Raw genomic sequence first — 15,375 nt, 5'->3', positions numbered from 1 at the left:
AGGGGTTCGGTCAACTGGCGCGCAGAGCGGCTAGCAAGCCTTCGATCGGTTGTAAACGGATGTCCAGTTCGGCCAGCAACACGCTGCGCATGTCTTTGCGAAACGTGGAGAGCCACAAGGGCACGACGGGCGCGGCCGGTTTATTGGCGCGGTTCGCTGTGTAGCGGGTATTGGCCAAGGGAACGGCGCGCGTCGTGGGTTGGACAGCGGGAGAGGTCGTTGCGGCGGCTTCGGCAGTCGTGGCCGTTGCCGCTGCAAAGCGAGATGATGCGATATTTTTTGCTGCAGAGGCCTGGGAGGCTGATGTCTGCGGCACGGGTTCGCCAGCGGACTGGGTCCCTTCGCTACGGGAGGATCCGACGGAGTCTGCCTGGGCGACATTAGTTACGGGGTCGGCGGCCGGGCCAGCAGACGCAGCCGTCTCCGCCTCGGCGGCTTTCGCTGCGCGCTCTTGGGCTTCTTTTTCGGCTTTCTGAGCGGCTTGGCGCAGACGTTTGAAGTGCTTTTCCAGCAGACCGGGTACGGTAGCCAAAAGCCGGCGCTCCTGCAGGCTCAATGAGCGTTCCAGGATAGCGTCCACCATGGCCAGGCGAGCCCGGTCAGGTGTTTGCGCGGCGAGAACGGCTCGCAGGCTGCCCCGCAGCTTGGCGATGCTGGTTTCCATCGCCTGCTGGATTGTCTGATAGCGTTTCCGGTAAATCGTGTATTCGAGCAGCGCCTCGTCGGGCGAGACAGGGGCGGTTCGTGGCGCGCCGCGTTGAGTGGGCACAAACACGTCCGCCGTATACGCCTTTTCGTCGGCGATGGCATAGGTCAGCGCCGCGCGCATGCGATCGTATTCCCGCATTTCGGCGCTATCGAGCGACTTTGGATTGGCGGTCACCGCCAACGGACCGCCTTCTAACACAGTAGAAAGGGCGATCGCGTCCGTCCAGCCTAACCATAGGCTGAGTCGATCTGACAGGGGTTGGCGGGATTCGGAAACGTCAGCGTCCGTCAGCCGGGCAAGCAGACGGATAAGCGTGGGGCCGCTGACACCTCGCCGGAGTACTTGCACCATACGGCCGGAGTCAAAATCCGGCAGTTTACAGGGAGTGAGGCAGATGGGCACGTGTTGCCGCCCTTTTGCGCGTTTTTACCCCCTGAAATCGGTAAAAGTGAACAAATTATGCGCAATCGTGTCGTCAGGCCGGCAGCAATGATTCAGTCTGGCCTGTCGCCTGCGACTGCAGGCATCGCTGCAGGCATCGCGCGGCATCGCTGAGCGCACGGTCGTGAGCCCATACCAGCGCCAATACCGGATCGGAGAGCGTCAGGAGGTGGCGAGCCAGCAATCCCTGACGCTGGGCATAGCGTGCGCCCAGGCTCTCGACGATGGCAATACCCAATCCTTCGGCAGCGAGGGCGCAGGCGGCGGATGACTGGGCGACTTCGATCGTGGGCTGAAAGGCCAGGCCACGCCCCTCGGTGGCCTGCCGGGTAGCACGGCCGGCGGGCAGGGCCGCTGCGAGCACGATGGGGGAGGCTGCCGCGACTTTCTCCAGCGTCAGGTCGGGCAATTCGGCCCAAGGGTGATCGGCGCGCATGACGGCATACAAGCTCAGCGGGCTGAGTCGCTGGCTGGCTACGCGCGTCTGATCGGCGGGGGAGCCAATAATGATACCCAGATCGATCCGATGATCTACGGCCATTTCGATGATTTCCAGCGCTGTGCCTGCCCGCACGGTGACGGCGATCGAAGGATGGCGCTCGCGCATGCTGGCCAGTGCTGCGGGCAGCAGGCTGGAGGCGGCGATAGCTACAGCACCCACCGCCAAGCGCGCTTGAGCGCCTTGACGGATGTCTCCCGCCAACCGGTCGACGGCTTCAATCCCGGCCAGCGCGTTCAAGACTTCGGGTATCAACGTGCGTCCCTGACTCGTGAGCTGCAGCCGGCGGTTTTCGCGGCTAAAGAGCGCAAAGCCGAGGCGGATTTCGAGATCGCGCAGCAGGGCGCTGGCTGCCGGCTGCGTCATGTGAGCAGCAGCGGCTGCGGCGGTCACCGTGCCGTGTTGGTACATGGCGCGCAACAAGGTCAGTTCGCGACGGTTGAGCATATGAAATTTGTATGAAATCAGCTGATTTATCTATTTGACCATATGGGAAGCGAGCCAACACAATCCTGGTCATCCTGTTTTGTGAGATGAGCTGCCCGCCAGATCCGCGGTGCTCGGCTCGAGCCGAATCAATGAGCGCCAATACGATTGTGTCCGTCGACTGCATCCCGATGCGACTGCCTTTTTTTCATTGGAATCCTCCCCCTTTGTTTGCGGGGCGTCCGCGCGACAAGTTGGACAGCGCATTGGTTCGTGTCCAGACTCATGACGGTACAGTCGCATGGGGCGAGTCCTATTGTGTAGAGCCGCGCGCGCTGCAGGCGGTATTCGAGACATTGATTGCGCCGCTGGCATGCGGCAAAGATGCCGCGGACCCGACGCTGTTGCCGGTCATGCAGCGTACGCTGCATAACCTGGGGCGATCAGGGCCGGTAGTGCATGCGCTGGCAGGCCTGGACATTGCACTATGGGATTTACGCGCCAAGCGCGAAGGCGTTCCGCTTTATGCGCTGCTGGGTGGCAAGCGCCGGGATCGCGTTCGCGCCTACGCGTCTTTGTTGCAGTACTACGGCGATGCGCAACGTTTGCACGAAGTCGTGACGCGTGCTCTGAACGAAGGCTATACCGAAATCAAATTGCATGAGCGCACGGCCGATGCCTTGGGCGCAGCACGAGGCGCAGCAGGCCCGCAGGTTCCCGTCATGGTCGATACCAACTGCGCATGGCTGCCAGCCGAAGCCCCAGCCGCCATCGCTGCGATGATGCCGCATGTCCCGTTCTGGATCGAGGAGCCCTTGTGGCCGCCGGAGGACGACCAGGCGTTGATGCAGTTAGGGCATCAATGTGCGGTGCCTTTGGCCGTGGGGGAAAACGCCAGCAGCGTGTATGCGCTAAGGCGCCTGATCGAGCAAGAGGCGGTGCAGTATGTGCAACCGAGCGTCATCAAACTGGGCTTTACCGCAGCATGGGGGCTGGCGCAGCAATGCCAGGGAACGTCGGTACGGTGTGCGCCGCAGGTGGCGTTTTTCGGGCCGGGATATTTGGCGAGCTTGCATCTGATCGCCGCACAACAGGACGAGGTGTCGTTGGAGCGCTTGTATGTAGAGCTCGCGCACGTGCCTTACGGCGAAACGGTGCCGATCAAGGACGGATGGGTCGCGGTGCCCGACGCGCCGGGGCTGGGTGCAGATCCGGAGCAGGTGCTGGCCCAAGGACAGTATCGGAAATAGACAGCTTGATCTGAACCCGGCGATGTATTGCGCAAAAAAGTGGATGGTCAGTATCGGCGCAGCCTCGTAGATCCATGAAAAGACAGGAGACACCATGAACACATCACGCAGAACATTCATAGCCGGCAGCGCCGCGTTCGCCGTCGGTTCGATGGCAGCGGCATGGGGGCGGCCGGCTTTTGCCGCAGACTATCCCACGGAACCCGTGCGCCTGATCATTCCCTATCCTCCCGGGGCGGCAACGGATACCTTGGGGCGGATGGCAGGCCAGACCTATACCCAGACGCTGGGACAATCGTTCATCGTGGAAAATCGCGGCGGCGGCGGTACGACGATCGGTACGCGCACGCTGGCGACCTCCAAGCCGGATGGTTACACGATAGGGATGGTGGATTCGTCTTTCACGATCAATCCCGGCTTGTTAGGCGACCGTCTGCCCTACGACACGCTGAAAGACTTTGCGCCTATCTCGTTGATGGCAACGGCGCCGTTTGTCCTGGTCGTGCATCCTTCCGTCCCGGTGCAGGATCTGGCAGGCTTCATCAAGCTGGCAAAGTCCAAGCCGGGCACGCTGTCATATGGATCCGCGGGCGTAGGCAGCGGCCCGCATTTGGCCGGCGAGCAATTACGGCAGGAAGCCGGCATTGATATCTTGCACGTGCCTTATCGAGGCGGCGGCACTGTTTTTACCGATTTACTGGGCGGACAAATCCAGTTTGCGTTTGCGACCGTGCCTAGCCTGCGTGACCATATTTTGGCGGGGCGCTTGCGGGCATTGGCAGTGACCAGTGCTCAACGCTCAACGCAATTGCCTGACGTGCCCACCTTTACTGAAGCCGGACTGCCAGGCGTGAATCTCTCACCCTTGTTCGGCCTGGTTGCGCCGGCAGGCGTACCTGTCGCCGTGATCGACAAATTATCTTCGACGGTCGCGACCTCGATACGGTCCGGCAGTATGCATAAGCAATTGACCGATATGGGCTTTAATCCAGTCGGCAGCTCGCCTGCGGAATTTGCTCAGCGTATCAACACAGAGATCGCCACGTGGCGCGAGTTGATAAAGCGCGGTGGTATTACCGTAGAGTAATCATGGCAGTGCGCCGTCAGTGTTATCTGTACGGCGCGCCATTTTTCAACCGTATGACGCGAATCGGCATCGCGTCACGTCAAAGGGTGCCTTGTATCCACCGTTGCAGGTTGTCAATGAATATCTGCCGCACCCTCGCAGGATTCCCATCAGAAAAGCCCGCGCTGTGCGGGGAGGCAATGACATTCTGCAAATCCCATATTGGCGATTCGGCAGGCAGTGGCTCGTGGCAGAACACATCCAGAAAGGCCCCAGCGAGCCGGTTGCTCTGTAGTGCCTGAATGAGCGCGGGCTCATCAATTACATGACCGCGTGCCACATTAATGAGGCAAGCATGCGCGGGCAACATCGCAAGCAACTCCGCGCTGATGAGGCCACGCGTGGTGTCCGTTAACGGACAGGCCAAAATGAGCCAGGAGGCTTCGGGCAAAATGTCTCGCAGGCCGTCATAGCGCACGGTGCGCAGATCAGGGCCCGCCGGTTCTCCCCCATGCCTGGCGACGCAAACCTTCAGGCCGAGGGCTTGCAGCAATTGCCCGATACGTTGGCCGATGCCGCCCCAACCGACGATGACTGCACATTGCCCTTGGATATCGCGTGGGGTATGTTCGCCGAACAATGGTTCCCACTTGTGCCGCTGTTGCGCACGCATTAATTGCGGGAACTTTCGTGCCAGGGCGAGCAGGCCCGTCAACGCGGTTTGGGCGACCACGGCATCCGATGCGCCATGAGATGCTGTGACCCGAACGCCACGCTGTTGTTGCTCTTGATAAAAATCGCGATCAATCCCGGCCGAGTGCACGTGCATCCATTGCATGTTGGGAGCAGCGCGCATCGCGTCATAGAATCGCTCCGTCTCGGGCATGATCTCGAATTTGGTCGAGCGGCCCGTGATATCGCGGGAGATAAAGGCAGCCTCTGCCAGGGCCGCCTGAGTGTCGCCGGGATGGCACAGCGCGATGGCGCGCGCCATCGATCCAAGTTGAGGCGCCAGCAGCGGGGCCTCTTTTTCGGAGCAGAGGATATGTAGAGGCGAGTTCTCGGTCATTGTGCTTGTATGTTGGCCTGTTCGACGATTTTCTTCCATTTTTCGTATTCGACATGGGTGAACTTGTCGAAGTCCTCAGGAGAGCCGCCTACTGCAATTGCGCCTTCACTGAGCATTTTGTCTTTCAGCCCGGGCAGTGCCTCGTTGACGCCTTTATTGATAGTGTCGATGACGTTGGCCGGGGTGTTTTTGGGGGCAAAGAAACCAAACCATGAACCGGCATCAAAATCTTCGAAGCCTTTCTCTTCGACGGCTGGAATGTCCGGCAGCGAGGCCAATCGCTTATTGGTGCTGACGGCCAATGCACGCAATTTTCCTGCGCGGATCTGCGGCATGACGGAGGGAGCCGTGGCGAACATAAAGTCCAGCCGGCCTGCGATCAGGTCGTTGATGGCGTCGGCGCCTTTGTACGGGACGTGGGTGGCGTCTTTAGCCCCCAGGCGTTGCATCAGCATGTAGCTGGACAAATGTGACGATGTTCCCACGCCGGTAGACCCATAGTTCAGACTGCTTTTGGATTTGGCGTATTTGAGGAAATCGTCGAAATTCTTGACTGGCAGCTCGGGAGGAACGACCAGCACATTCGGCACGGTCGCGATCTGAATGATGGGGACGAGATCGGTCAGCGGGTCGTAACTGAGCTTGGTCAGCGACGGGTTCACCGCGATCGGCCCGACTGAATCGACGATCAGGGTGTAGCCGTCGGGGTCGGCGCGCACGACGTATTCGGTGCCGATGTTGCCACCCGCGCCTGGGCGGTTTTCCACGATGAAGGACTGCTTCAGTTTTTGGGATAGTTGCTCACTGGTGGTGCGCGTGAGGATATCGGTGGTGCCGCCTGCGGTGAATGCCACCACGACCTTGACGGGCCGCTCAGGGTAGTTGGCTGCCTCGGTGGGTAGGGCCGCAGCCAGCGTCAGAATGCCCGCGGCCAATATCGAAGTGCAGCTTGTTTTCATAGGGGTCTCCTCGTCTTTATCATTATTTAGCCCGGCAAGTGCGCCGGTGCGTCAGTCGCGGTAGCTGCTGTCCAGACGATCCAGCTTGCGCAGCAATGCGGGCCATTCCATGACGCCGTAGGGGCGCCGTGTGCCTGGTTGGTAGTTATTCCAGGTTTCCTCTAATACTTCAGGCGAAACCGCCTGCAAGGGTTGTTGCGCAGCCTGTGCAGCCAACTGCGCGCGGCACGCGAGTTCCAGTCGATGCATCCAGTTAAAGGCTTCGCCGACCGTGCGGCCCACCGTAAGGGCGCCGTGATTACGCAGAATCAAGGCCTCTCCGTTACCCAAGTCCTCGATCAGCGAGGCTTGTTCTTTGGTGTCCAGCACCACACCCTGATAATCGTGATAGCCGATTTTCAGGAATCGCATTGCCGTCTGCGTGAGCGGCAGCAGCCCGCACGCGAGAGACGAGACGGCCATTGAGGCCCAGCTATGCGTGTGAATGACGCAGTCCACCTCGTGACGCGCGCCATGGATGGCGCTGTGGATGACATAGCCGGCCTTGTTGATGCCGTAGTTCAAATCACCAAAATCCGGTTTGGACAGAATATTGCCGGCCAGGTCGACCTTGATGAGACTGGAGGCAGTGATTTCCTCGTACATCATGCCGTACGGATTGATGAGGAAAGCGCCGTCTTCATCCGGTACGCGGGCGGAAATATGGTTCGCCATCATATCGGCCATGCCATAGAGCTCGACCAGCCGATAACAGGCCGCCAGATCGACGCGGGCCTTCCATTCCGCTTCGCTGCAGTGGGATTTCATCGACGGGATATGGATTCGACCTGTATGAGACATGTGCTTCTCGTGGTTGACGGGTTGTCGTGCATTCAGCCCTTGGCGGCTAATAATGTGGCCGGACATAGGCGGACGTTGGGTATCCAGAAAGTCTGACGGGTTCTGCGGACCCACGCATTAGGTTGGCGCAAAGAGGGCTTCGGTTTTTTCGAACACGCTATACTGGTTCGATCTGTTGATCGGTCCCTCATTTCCAGGTTTCTCATGGAACTCAGACAATTGCGTTCTTTCGTTCGTGTGGTGGAACTCAACAGCATGGGACGCGCCGCGGTGGAACTGGGATTGGCGACTTCTACGCTGAGCCAGCAGATCAGCATGCTGGAAAGCGAGTTGTGCACGCGGTTATTGCAGCGCAGGCCGACGGGGGTTTATCCGACCGATGCCGGACTGGATTTCTGGCACCAGGCGCAAGTCATTCTTAAACAGGTCGATATCGCGGCGTCTGTGGCACAGAAAGGCCGGCTGTCCGGCCAGGTGACCGTGGGGATGACAGGATCCACTGCGACCATGTTGGCCTTGCCCTTTGTGCAAGCGATGCGCGAGAGTTATCCCACAGTCAATGTGCGCCTTATCGAAGGCCTGACCAGCAATCTGCAGGTGATGCTTAATTCGAGGCAGCTCGATCTCGCCGTCGTTTTTGGGGGGATCGAAGCAAAACGCTGGAGCGTCATCCCGTTGGCCGAAGAGCGCCTGTTCATTATCGGCAGGCCCAATCTGGCAGGATGGCCCGCCTGTAGCAACACGGACGGAATCAGGCTCAGCGCCATCGAGCGGCTGCCCCTCATTCTGCCGGGGCCCGGGCATGCTTTGCGTTCGCTGGTCGATGAGGGTTTTCGGACTGACGGCGCGACGCCTAATGTGATCCTCGAAATCGACGGCGCCCATACCTTGATGAGGGCGGTGCGGGCCGGGGTGGGCGCCAGCGTCCAGCCAGGTTCGTTGTTGTCGAGCCAGGCTGGCTTTCCCACTTTTGGTTATGGCAAGGATGATGACCTGTCTGTCATTCCCGTCGCAGGCAGCCGCATGGCACGTAAATGTTTTTTGGTCAGCCTGTCTGATGATGAGTTATCACCTGCCGGACTCGCAGCGCGCGTGATGTTGACCCGCATGGCGAGAGCGTTTGCAGAGCAGGGGATATGGCTGGGGGCGACCCCCAGCATCTGTTCGCCCTGAAAGGCAGCTCGCCCAGGCCCTAGGCATTGAAAGGTTGCCGCAGTACGCTGTCGCTTATAGATCGTCTGTGTGTTTTTCAATTTCTTCAGCAAGGAAATCTCGAATGAAATACCGCCGTCTCGGTACCAGCAATTTGCGTGTTTCCCCGTTGTGCCTGGGAACTATGATGTTTGGCGAGCAAACGCCGTTCGACGAGGCCGAGCGCATCGTTGCGTCGGCCCGCGAGGCCGGGATCAATTTCATCGACACTGCCGACGTCTATAACGGCGGACGGTCCGAAGAGGTCGTGGGCAAATTGCTGACCGGACAGCGCCATGACTGGATCCTGGCCACCAAAATGGGCAACGCCGTGGCCAAAGCCCCGAACCGCTCGCATTATTCCCGTCAATGGATCGTGCAGAGCGTGGAGTCCAGCCTGGCTCGTCTGGCTACCGACTACATCGATATTCTGTACATGCACCGGGACTTCCACGAAGAGAACCTCGAAGAGGGGATTCGCGCGTTGGGCGATTTGATTCGCGCAGGAAAACTGCACAGTTTCGGCCTGTCGAATTTCCGCGGCTGGCGGATTGCCGAAGTCGTTCGTTTGTGCCGCGAACTCGGCGTGCCGCAGCCAGTGGTGTGCCAGCCCTACTACAACATGCTGAATCGGGGCCCTGAGGTCGAGATTTTGCCGGCCTGCGGCCATTATGGGTTGGGGGTAGTGCCATACAGCCCCATTGCCCGCGGCGTGTTGACGGGCAAATATGCGCCGGGTCAACAGCCCCCAGCGGATACCCGTGCAGGCCGTGGGGATAAGCGCATCATGGACACCGAGTTTCGCGAGGAATCCTTGAAAATCGCCGCTGAATTGACAGCCTACGCCGAAGGGCGAGGCGTCAAACCAGGCCAACTGGCCACCGCATGGGTGTTGGCCAATCCCTTGATTTCCGCCGTCATCGCCGGCCCGCGTACGCTGGCCCAGATGCAGGATTACTACGCCGCCGTGGATCTGGAGATCACGCCTGAGGAGGAAGCCATGGTCAATGCATGGGTGACGCCTGGCCATGCCTCGACACCGGGTTATAACGATCCCAGCTACCCGTTCTATGGCAGGCCCGTCGCCGTGGCGGACAAGACGGCGTAGGCGTCACTGAACGAGGTGTGCACGGCACATCATGTAGAGGTAACCTGAAGGGGACCGGCATGGATCCGGTCCAAATGGATTTTGCTTGATGTCTCCGTGGTGTCGCTCACGCACCACATCAAAAAATGTTGAGCCGCGCGGCCTGATCGCGATTCGCCCCGACCGGCTTGAAATACGCCAACTCGCCGCTACATACCTAGTATGGTTAAGAGGGCAAGCTCATGAGATCGCGAGATTTTTCATCCTGGATCTGGGGCGATGCACTATCGCTGCTAGATCACGCCGAGCGCCTGCATCGTCAGTTGCTGCGCGCTGGCCCCGCGGATGCACCCCACTGGGAACCCCCGGTGGACATCATTGAAACCGCTACTGCCGTCATGGTCTATGTGGCGCTGCCGGGTGTGCCGTCTGACACGCTCGTGGTGGCGTTCGATCCTGGCGGCATTACGGTGTCGGGCGTGCGCCCCATGCCGTGTGCGGCCAACGCCCGCATTCATCGATTTGAAATTCCCTACGGCCGCTTCCGCCGCCGCATCGCGTTGCCGCTGCACGCGCTGGAACCCGAATCCTCTACCTTGGCAGATGGCTGCCTGGTTTTGACGCTGAACAAAGTAAGGGAGGCTCCATGAGCGACACCCGCATTCTGCCCGACGACGCACGCATCATCATTCCGTTGCGCGACGCGGTGCTATTTCCCGGCGTACTGTCGCCTGTGACAGTGCGGCGCGAGTCTTCCATTGCTGCGGCCCAAGAGGCCGTGAAAACCGAGCGCCCCGTCGGGTTTCTTCTGCAGCGTGATCCGTCCAAGAACGACGTCGGGCCGAATGACTTGTGCTGGGTGGGCACCGAAGGGCCGATCGCCCGCTACATCACGGGCCAGGAAGGCGCGCATCATCTGCTGGTGCAGGGGCAGTCGCGTTTTCGCGTGCTGGAGTTCCTGGAAGGGTGGCCGTACATGGTGGCCCGTGTCGCCGAGGTCGCAGAGGCCGAGGCGCAGGACAGCCAGGTCGAGGCCCGTTTCCTGCAATTGAAAGAGCAGGCGATAGAGGCCATTGCGCTGTTGCCCAACGTGCCCGACGAGCTGGTGGGCGTCGTGCGCAGCATCGAGTCTCCCGGGTTGCTGGCCGATATGGTCACGCACATGATCGATATCAAGCCCGAGCAAAAACAGGACATCCTGGAAACGTTCGACTTGTCGCGCCGCCTGGATAAATCCATCGAACTGCTGGCAGGGCGCGTCGAGGTATTGCGGCTGTCCAAAGAGATCGGCGACCGCACCCGCGCACAATTCGACGAGCGTCAGCGCGAGACGGTGCTGCGCGAGCAACTGCGCCAGATTCAGAAAGAGCTGGGCGAGGTCGATGACAGCGCGGCGGAAGTCGCACGCCTGAAGGAAAGCATCGAAGCCGCGGGCATGCCCGACGAGGTGTTGAGCCACGCTCGCAAGGAACTGGGCCGTCTGCAACGCATGGGCGAGGCCAGTGGCGAGTCTGCCATGCTCCGCACCTATCTGGAATGGCTGACCGAGCTGCCTTGGAAACAGTCGCCGCAGCCGCCCATCGACCTGACCGAAGCGCGCAAAATCCTGGACGAAGACCATTTCGGCCTGGACAAGATCAAGCGTCGCATTCTGGAATATCTGGCCGTACGCAAACTCAATCCGCAGGGCCGCAGCCCGATTCTGTGTTTTGCCGGCCCTCCAGGGGTGGGCAAAACCTCGCTGGGCCAATCCATCGCTCGGGCGACCGGGCGCGCGTTTCAGCGGGTGGCACTGGGGGGCGTGCACGACGAGGCGGAAATTCGAGGCCATCGCCGTACCTATCTGGGCGCCTTGCCGGGCAATATCATCCAGGCGATGCGGCGTGCGGGTACGAATAATGCGGTCGTGATGCTGGATGAGATCGACAAGCTCGGCGCCGGTGGATTTCATGGTGATCCGGGCAGTGCGCTGCTAGAGGTTCTGGATCCCGAGCAGAATCACAAATTTCGAGACAACTACCTGGGCGTGGATTTCGATCTGTCGCATGTGATGTTCATTTGCACGGCAAACATGCTGGACACGATTCCAGGGCCGCTGCGCGATCGTATGGAAATCATTCAACTCCCCGGTTACACGGAAGAAGAAAAAATCCAGATCGCTCGCCGCTATCTGGTCGCGCGTCAGTTGGAAGCCAATGGGCTCAAACCCGAGCAAGCCGAATTGACGGATGCTGCTTTGTCCTCCATCGTGGGCGACTACACCCGCGAGGCAGGCGTGCGGCAACTCGAGCGCGAGGTTGGCGCGACGCTGCGCCACGCCGCCATGCAGGTGGCAGAGGGCAAGGCCGAGCATATCGTGATCGATGCCGCTGATTTGCCTGCGATTCTGGGCGCTCATCGTTTCGAGAACGAAGTCGCCTTGCGCACCAGCGTGCCAGGCGTGGCTACAGGTTTGGCCTGGACGCCGGTGGGCGGGGATATCCTCTTCATCGAGGCGAGCAAAACGCCAGGTGCGGGCCGCTTGATTTTGACCGGCCAACTGGGCGACGTGATGAAGGAATCCGCGCAGACCGCGTTGACGCTGGCCAAGATCTGGAGCGGCGATTCGTTGGAGAAAATCGACGTGCATATCCACGTCCCCGCAGGTGCCACGCCCAAAGACGGTCCCAGTGCGGGCGTTGCCATGTTCCTGGCATTGGCCTCACTGCTGTCCGGCAGGTCGGTGCGTTCGGATATCGCGATGACCGGTGAAGTCAGTCTGCGAGGGTTGGTATTGCCTATCGGCGGCGTCAAGGAAAAGACCCTGGCCGCATTGCGTGCGGGGATCACGACGGTGATGATCCCAAGACGCAATGAAAAGGATCTGGACGATGTGCCCGCCGAAGCGCGTCAGAAACTGAAGTTCCTGTTGCTCGACCGAATAGAGGATGCGATCCGCTACGCGATCGATGGGCAAGAAACTCAGGCGCCGGTAGCAGAGCCGGAGGCGGCCGCGGGCTAGTGGGAATGATCGCCGCGGCAGACTCCTGCCGGAGTTTTCCGCGGCGAACGATTGCGTTATGCGTTACCGGCGATTATTTCGGAATAACACCGCAAGCGATACGGCCCGCGCCGCCGCCCAGCGGTTTGGGATGATCGCTGTGATTATCGCCGCCCGCATGCACCATCAACGCACGGCCCTGGACTTCTGACAGTTTCAAGCGGGGAGCCAACACTGGCGTGGTCGCGGTGCCGTCAGCACCGACATACAGCGCGGGCAGGTCGCCGCGATGGCCGCCGTCGTCCCAGGGCGTACTGTGTTTTTTGGTGCCGTCCGGATCGTAGTGTCCGCCGGCGCCGCCCGCGGGTACGGTTTTGCCATCTTGCTGCGTAGCATCGCAACTGCCTTTTTCGTGCACATGAAATCCATGCACACCCGGCGGCAAGTCTTTCAGGTTTGGCGTCAAAACCAGGCCGTACTTGCTATCGGCCAGACTGACGGAGCCAATTTCCTGACCCGGGCCTTTATCCGTGGCCTGGTGGAGCGGTACCGTGACATCGGCATAGGCGTTTGCCGCCAAACCGAGTAATCCTGCCAGTAAGGTGACCTTCAGATGACGCTTCATAACTCCTCCGGATGACGTATTCGGGCGTGGAAAACCGTGCGCCCGAATTCTGTAAAACCCATGGGGCAAGTGACTAGCGTACACATTTAGTGCGAGCGGCGGCAAGCGGCAAAATGCAGCAAAAATTCAACTTGCGATGCGTACGAACGCGTAGCCGCTAGCCGCTAGTGACCGCCGCAGCCGCTGGCAAGGGGGCCATATCGGGTATGAGTCGCTTGCCCAAACTGATGACATCATCCTGTTTGAAAGCCAGCTTTTCATAGAACGCCACCACCGCCGTATTGCCGCCACGTACGAGCAGATTGATTTTGGGGCAGCCCAGGGCCAGCAGCCGCTGCTCGATTTCCTGCATCAATGCCGCGGCATAGCCGCGCCGCTGATAGTCAGGCGCGACAGCCAGATAGTTCACCCAGCCGCGATGGCCGTCATAACCACCCATGACTGCCGCCACAATGGTATTGCCTACCGTTCCCACCAGAAACATCTCGGGTTGCACGGTGAGTTTGCGAGCGATGTCTTTGTAGGGATCATTCCACGGCCGTGTCAGGCCGCAGGCTGTCCATAATTGCACGACGGCATCCGCGTCAGCGGGTTGGTAGGTCCGGATTGAAAACTCGGTCGGATTCACACTTTGTTCCTTCAACGTTGAAAAAACAAAGGCCAATTCGGATACCCCGGGGCGAGGAACGCACTACACAACAAAAAGGCCACGCGGTATCGTGGCCTTTGAGGGGGACACCCATTACGGTGTCAGGACAAGACAAAGCCACTCAACGAAATCGTCGAGTCGTTCGTCGCGAATGCGAGTCGCAGAAGCTGGCGTATGTGTTGTCCATACATAAGAGCATACCGGACGATTGTGGTTTGTGAAAGCCCGAATCGGACAGAGGGAGAGCCGCACCTCGTTTGTTTCTACAATAATATCCATATCGAGAACACTTGGAGCAGGGACATCAGGATGGACGCAGAATTTTGGCTGGAACGCTGGCGTGATGGGCGTACGCATTTTCATCAAACACGCGTGACGCCGTTGTTGGCGAAATATTGGCCTACGCTGGAATTGCCGCCAGACAGCAAAGTGCTGGTGCCGTTGAGCGGGAAATCTTTGGATATGGTGTGGCTGGCCGAGCAGGGGCATCAGGTATTGGGCGTTGAATTGTCGTCGCTGGCCGTGGAGCAGTTTTTTGCAGAAAACAATCTGACGCCCACGGTGCGCGACGCCGATCAAGGACGGTATTACGCTGCCGGCAATATCGAGATCTACTGCGGCGATATTTTCGCGTTGGATGCGGATGTGCTCGGTGAATGCGTGGGTGCCTATGATCGCGCGGCATTGGTGGCGCTGCCCGAGGATATGCGTGAACGCTATGCGAAGCACGTTTACGGGCAGTTGTCTGATGCCTATCGCGCGCTGTTGATCACCCTGGACTACGATCAAAGCCAGATGGAAGGGCCTCCGTTTTCCGTGGGCGATGCCGAGGTGCAGGCGATTTATGCCGGACATTCTGACGCGACGCTGATCGACCGGCGCGATATTCTGGACAAGGAGCCAAAATTCAAAGAGCGTGGCCTGGCAAAATTGGATACTCTGGTATATCGGCTGCAGCGGCGAGCATAGTAGCGCCCGATACTCCGGTCGATGTCGTGCCGGAGCATGGCGCAGACCCACACCGGGACCGAGATCCAGACCTGGACCTGGACGGGGACCGGGACCGAGATCAGGCCGTGGTCGAGGCGTAACACCTCGATTCGATGAGGCAGTCAGGCGACGGAGGGAATCATGAGTGTTCGTATCGTGCGATTGGGGTCGCCTCGTGTCGAAGGCGAAGGGTTGCGCATCGGGACAGTGCGGCGTCCGCCGCGCGGTGTGCCGAAAGCCGAGTTCGCCAGCCGCAATTACTACGATGTCTGGCTGCCTACGTTGTCTCCCAGCCCCGAGCTGGTCACGCAAGCACTGGCCGTGACCACGGACGCGCAATGGCGCACGGTCGCTCGCAAGATGCACGCCGAGCTGGATCATGGCGACGCGGCCAAGGTGCTCGATGTGTTGGCGGCGCTGTCTGCGACGACGGATTTCTCTGTGGGGTGCTATTGCGAGGACGAAAATCGCTGCCATCGCAGTGTATTGCGCCAGTTGCTCGCCGATCGAGGCGCCGTTTTCGCCTAGGTCGACGTACCATGCACTGCAGCAAGAAATAATGCTGTACGTATAGAAACAAAACTGCAAGATTCT

At 59.8% G+C, this 15,375-nt stretch carries 15 protein-coding genes; 8 read left to right on the top strand and 7 right to left on the bottom strand.

What is annotated here, in order from left to right; genetic code table 11:
• Positions 1-10: 10 nt before the first annotated feature.
• Both ACNA0I_RS19360 and ACNA0I_RS19355 read right to left on the bottom strand, forming a co-directional pair.
• The gene (locus ACNA0I_RS19360) at positions 11-1,060 is read right to left on the bottom strand and encodes a DUF3348 domain-containing protein (RefSeq protein WP_415807667.1); all 1,050 of its coding nucleotides are present in this window, start codon (positions 1,058-1,060) and stop codon (positions 11-13) included.
• 124 nt (positions 1,061-1,184) lie between these two features.
• Positions 1,185-2,096: a LysR family transcriptional regulator gene (locus tag ACNA0I_RS19355; protein ID WP_415807666.1), complete on the bottom strand. Its 912-nt coding sequence runs from the start codon at positions 2,094-2,096 to the stop codon at positions 1,185-1,187.
• Positions 2,097-2,227: 131 nt separating this feature from the next.
• On the opposite strand from ACNA0I_RS19355, the gene ACNA0I_RS19350 reads away from it, so the two are divergent.
• Entirely contained in the window at positions 2,228-3,325 is a 1,098-nt protein-coding gene (locus ACNA0I_RS19350) for a mandelate racemase/muconate lactonizing enzyme family protein (protein ID WP_415807665.1), read from the top strand.
• Between the two features lie 94 nt (positions 3,326-3,419).
• Positions 3,420-4,412 (top strand): Bug family tripartite tricarboxylate transporter substrate binding protein, encoded by a 993-nt coding sequence (locus ACNA0I_RS19345; protein WP_415807664.1) that lies wholly within the window; start codon positions 3,420-3,422, stop codon positions 4,410-4,412.
• Positions 4,413-4,491: 79 nt separating this feature from the next.
• Here ACNA0I_RS19345 and ACNA0I_RS19340 read toward each other — a convergent pair whose 3' ends face one another.
• The 3 genes from ACNA0I_RS19340 to ACNA0I_RS19330 are packed head-to-tail and all read right to left on the bottom strand — an operon-like array spanning position 4,492 to position 7,259.
• Positions 4,492-5,460 (bottom strand): D-2-hydroxyacid dehydrogenase, encoded by a 969-nt coding sequence (locus ACNA0I_RS19340; RefSeq protein WP_415807663.1) that lies wholly within the window; start codon positions 5,458-5,460, stop codon positions 4,492-4,494.
• Positions 5,457-6,419: a Bug family tripartite tricarboxylate transporter substrate binding protein gene (locus tag ACNA0I_RS19335; RefSeq protein ID WP_415807662.1), complete on the bottom strand. Its 963-nt coding sequence runs from the start codon at positions 6,417-6,419 to the stop codon at positions 5,457-5,459. The genes ACNA0I_RS19340 and ACNA0I_RS19335 overlap by 4 nt, the downstream gene beginning before the upstream one ends.
• Before the next feature lie 51 nt (positions 6,420-6,470).
• The gene (locus tag ACNA0I_RS19330; RefSeq protein ID WP_415807661.1) at positions 6,471-7,259 is read right to left on the bottom strand and encodes a class II aldolase/adducin family protein; all 789 of its coding nucleotides are present in this window, start codon (positions 7,257-7,259) and stop codon (positions 6,471-6,473) included.
• Between the two features lie 204 nt (positions 7,260-7,463).
• Between ACNA0I_RS19330 and ACNA0I_RS19325 the strand changes: the two genes are divergently transcribed.
• The 4 genes from ACNA0I_RS19325 to lon all read left to right on the top strand — a co-directional run bounded on the left by ACNA0I_RS19325 (position 7,464) and on the right by lon (position 12,538).
• Positions 7,464-8,432, top strand: coding sequence for a LysR substrate-binding domain-containing protein (locus tag ACNA0I_RS19325; protein ID WP_415807660.1), 969 nt, complete (start codon positions 7,464-7,466; stop codon positions 8,430-8,432).
• Between the two features lie 103 nt (positions 8,433-8,535).
• Positions 8,536-9,558 (top strand): aldo/keto reductase, encoded by a 1,023-nt coding sequence (locus ACNA0I_RS19320; RefSeq protein WP_415807659.1) that lies wholly within the window; start codon positions 8,536-8,538, stop codon positions 9,556-9,558.
• Between the two features lie 221 nt (positions 9,559-9,779).
• Positions 9,780-10,187: an Hsp20/alpha crystallin family protein gene (locus ACNA0I_RS19315; protein WP_415807658.1), complete on the top strand. Its 408-nt coding sequence runs from the start codon at positions 9,780-9,782 to the stop codon at positions 10,185-10,187.
• Positions 10,184-12,538 carry an endopeptidase La gene (gene lon, locus ACNA0I_RS19310; protein ID WP_415807657.1) on the top strand — a complete coding sequence of 785 codons (2,355 nt, stop codon included), beginning with the start codon at positions 10,184-10,186 and terminating at the stop codon, positions 12,536-12,538. Before ACNA0I_RS19315 ends, lon begins: the two co-directional genes overlap by 4 nt.
• Before the next feature lie 73 nt (positions 12,539-12,611).
• Here the strand turns inward: lon and sodC are convergent, their stop codons facing one another.
• Positions 12,612-13,142 carry a superoxide dismutase [Cu-Zn] SodC gene (gene sodC / locus ACNA0I_RS19305; protein ID WP_415807656.1) on the bottom strand — a complete coding sequence of 177 codons (531 nt, stop codon included), beginning with the start codon at positions 13,140-13,142 and terminating at the stop codon, positions 12,612-12,614.
• Positions 13,143-13,299: 157 nt separating this feature from the next.
• Positions 13,300-13,770, bottom strand: a complete 471-nt coding sequence (locus ACNA0I_RS19300; protein WP_415807655.1) for a GNAT family acetyltransferase — start codon at positions 13,768-13,770, stop codon at positions 13,300-13,302.
• Between the two features lie 330 nt (positions 13,771-14,100).
• On the opposite strand from ACNA0I_RS19300, the gene ACNA0I_RS19295 reads away from it, so the two are divergent.
• Together ACNA0I_RS19295 and ACNA0I_RS19290 are read left to right on the top strand one after the other, a co-directional pair.
• Positions 14,101-14,760, top strand: a complete 660-nt coding sequence (locus ACNA0I_RS19295) for a thiopurine S-methyltransferase (protein WP_415807654.1) — start codon at positions 14,101-14,103, stop codon at positions 14,758-14,760.
• 162 nt (positions 14,761-14,922) lie between these two features.
• On the top strand, positions 14,923-15,309 hold the full coding sequence (locus ACNA0I_RS19290) for a DUF488 domain-containing protein (protein ID WP_415807653.1): 387 nt from the start codon (positions 14,923-14,925) through the stop codon (positions 15,307-15,309).
• Positions 15,310-15,375 lie beyond the last annotated feature (66 nt).

The sequence above is a fragment of the Bordetella muralis genome, from assembly GCF_965139205.1.
GTDB classification, from domain to species: Bacteria; Pseudomonadota; Gammaproteobacteria; order Burkholderiales; family Burkholderiaceae_B; genus Bordetella_A; species Bordetella_A muralis.
The sequence above is the reverse complement of the archived record's forward strand: the minus strand, read 5'-3'. Positions and strand labels throughout refer to the sequence as shown.

Coding starts and splice junctions, on each gene's coding strand:
- ACNA0I_RS19360 (WP_415807667.1), bottom strand. CDS start 1,060: ATGGTGCAAGTACTCCGGCGAGGTGTCAGCGGCCCCACGCTTATCCGT.
- ACNA0I_RS19355 (WP_415807666.1), bottom strand. CDS start 2,096: ATGCTCAACCGTCGCGAACTGACCTTGTTGCGCGCCATGTACCAACAC.
- ACNA0I_RS19350 (WP_415807665.1), top strand. CDS start 2,228: ATGAGCGCCAATACGATTGTGTCCGTCGACTGCATCCCGATGCGACTG.
- ACNA0I_RS19345 (WP_415807664.1), top strand. CDS start 3,420: ATGAACACATCACGCAGAACATTCATAGCCGGCAGCGCCGCGTTCGCC.
- ACNA0I_RS19340 (WP_415807663.1), bottom strand. CDS start 5,460: ATGACCGAGAACTCGCCTCTACATATCCTCTGCTCCGAAAAAGAGGCC.
- ACNA0I_RS19335 (WP_415807662.1), bottom strand. CDS start 6,419: ATGAAAACAAGCTGCACTTCGATATTGGCCGCGGGCATTCTGACGCTG.
- ACNA0I_RS19330 (WP_415807661.1), bottom strand. CDS start 7,259: ATGTCTCATACAGGTCGAATCCATATCCCGTCGATGAAATCCCACTGC.
- ACNA0I_RS19325 (WP_415807660.1), top strand. CDS start 7,464: ATGGAACTCAGACAATTGCGTTCTTTCGTTCGTGTGGTGGAACTCAAC.
- ACNA0I_RS19320 (WP_415807659.1), top strand. CDS start 8,536: ATGAAATACCGCCGTCTCGGTACCAGCAATTTGCGTGTTTCCCCGTTG.
- ACNA0I_RS19315 (WP_415807658.1), top strand. CDS start 9,780: ATGAGATCGCGAGATTTTTCATCCTGGATCTGGGGCGATGCACTATCG.
- lon (WP_415807657.1), top strand. CDS start 10,184: ATGAGCGACACCCGCATTCTGCCCGACGACGCACGCATCATCATTCCG.
- sodC (WP_415807656.1), bottom strand. CDS start 13,142: ATGAAGCGTCATCTGAAGGTCACCTTACTGGCAGGATTACTCGGTTTG.
- ACNA0I_RS19295 (WP_415807654.1), top strand. CDS start 14,101: ATGGACGCAGAATTTTGGCTGGAACGCTGGCGTGATGGGCGTACGCAT.
- ACNA0I_RS19290 (WP_415807653.1), top strand. CDS start 14,923: ATGAGTGTTCGTATCGTGCGATTGGGGTCGCCTCGTGTCGAAGGCGAA.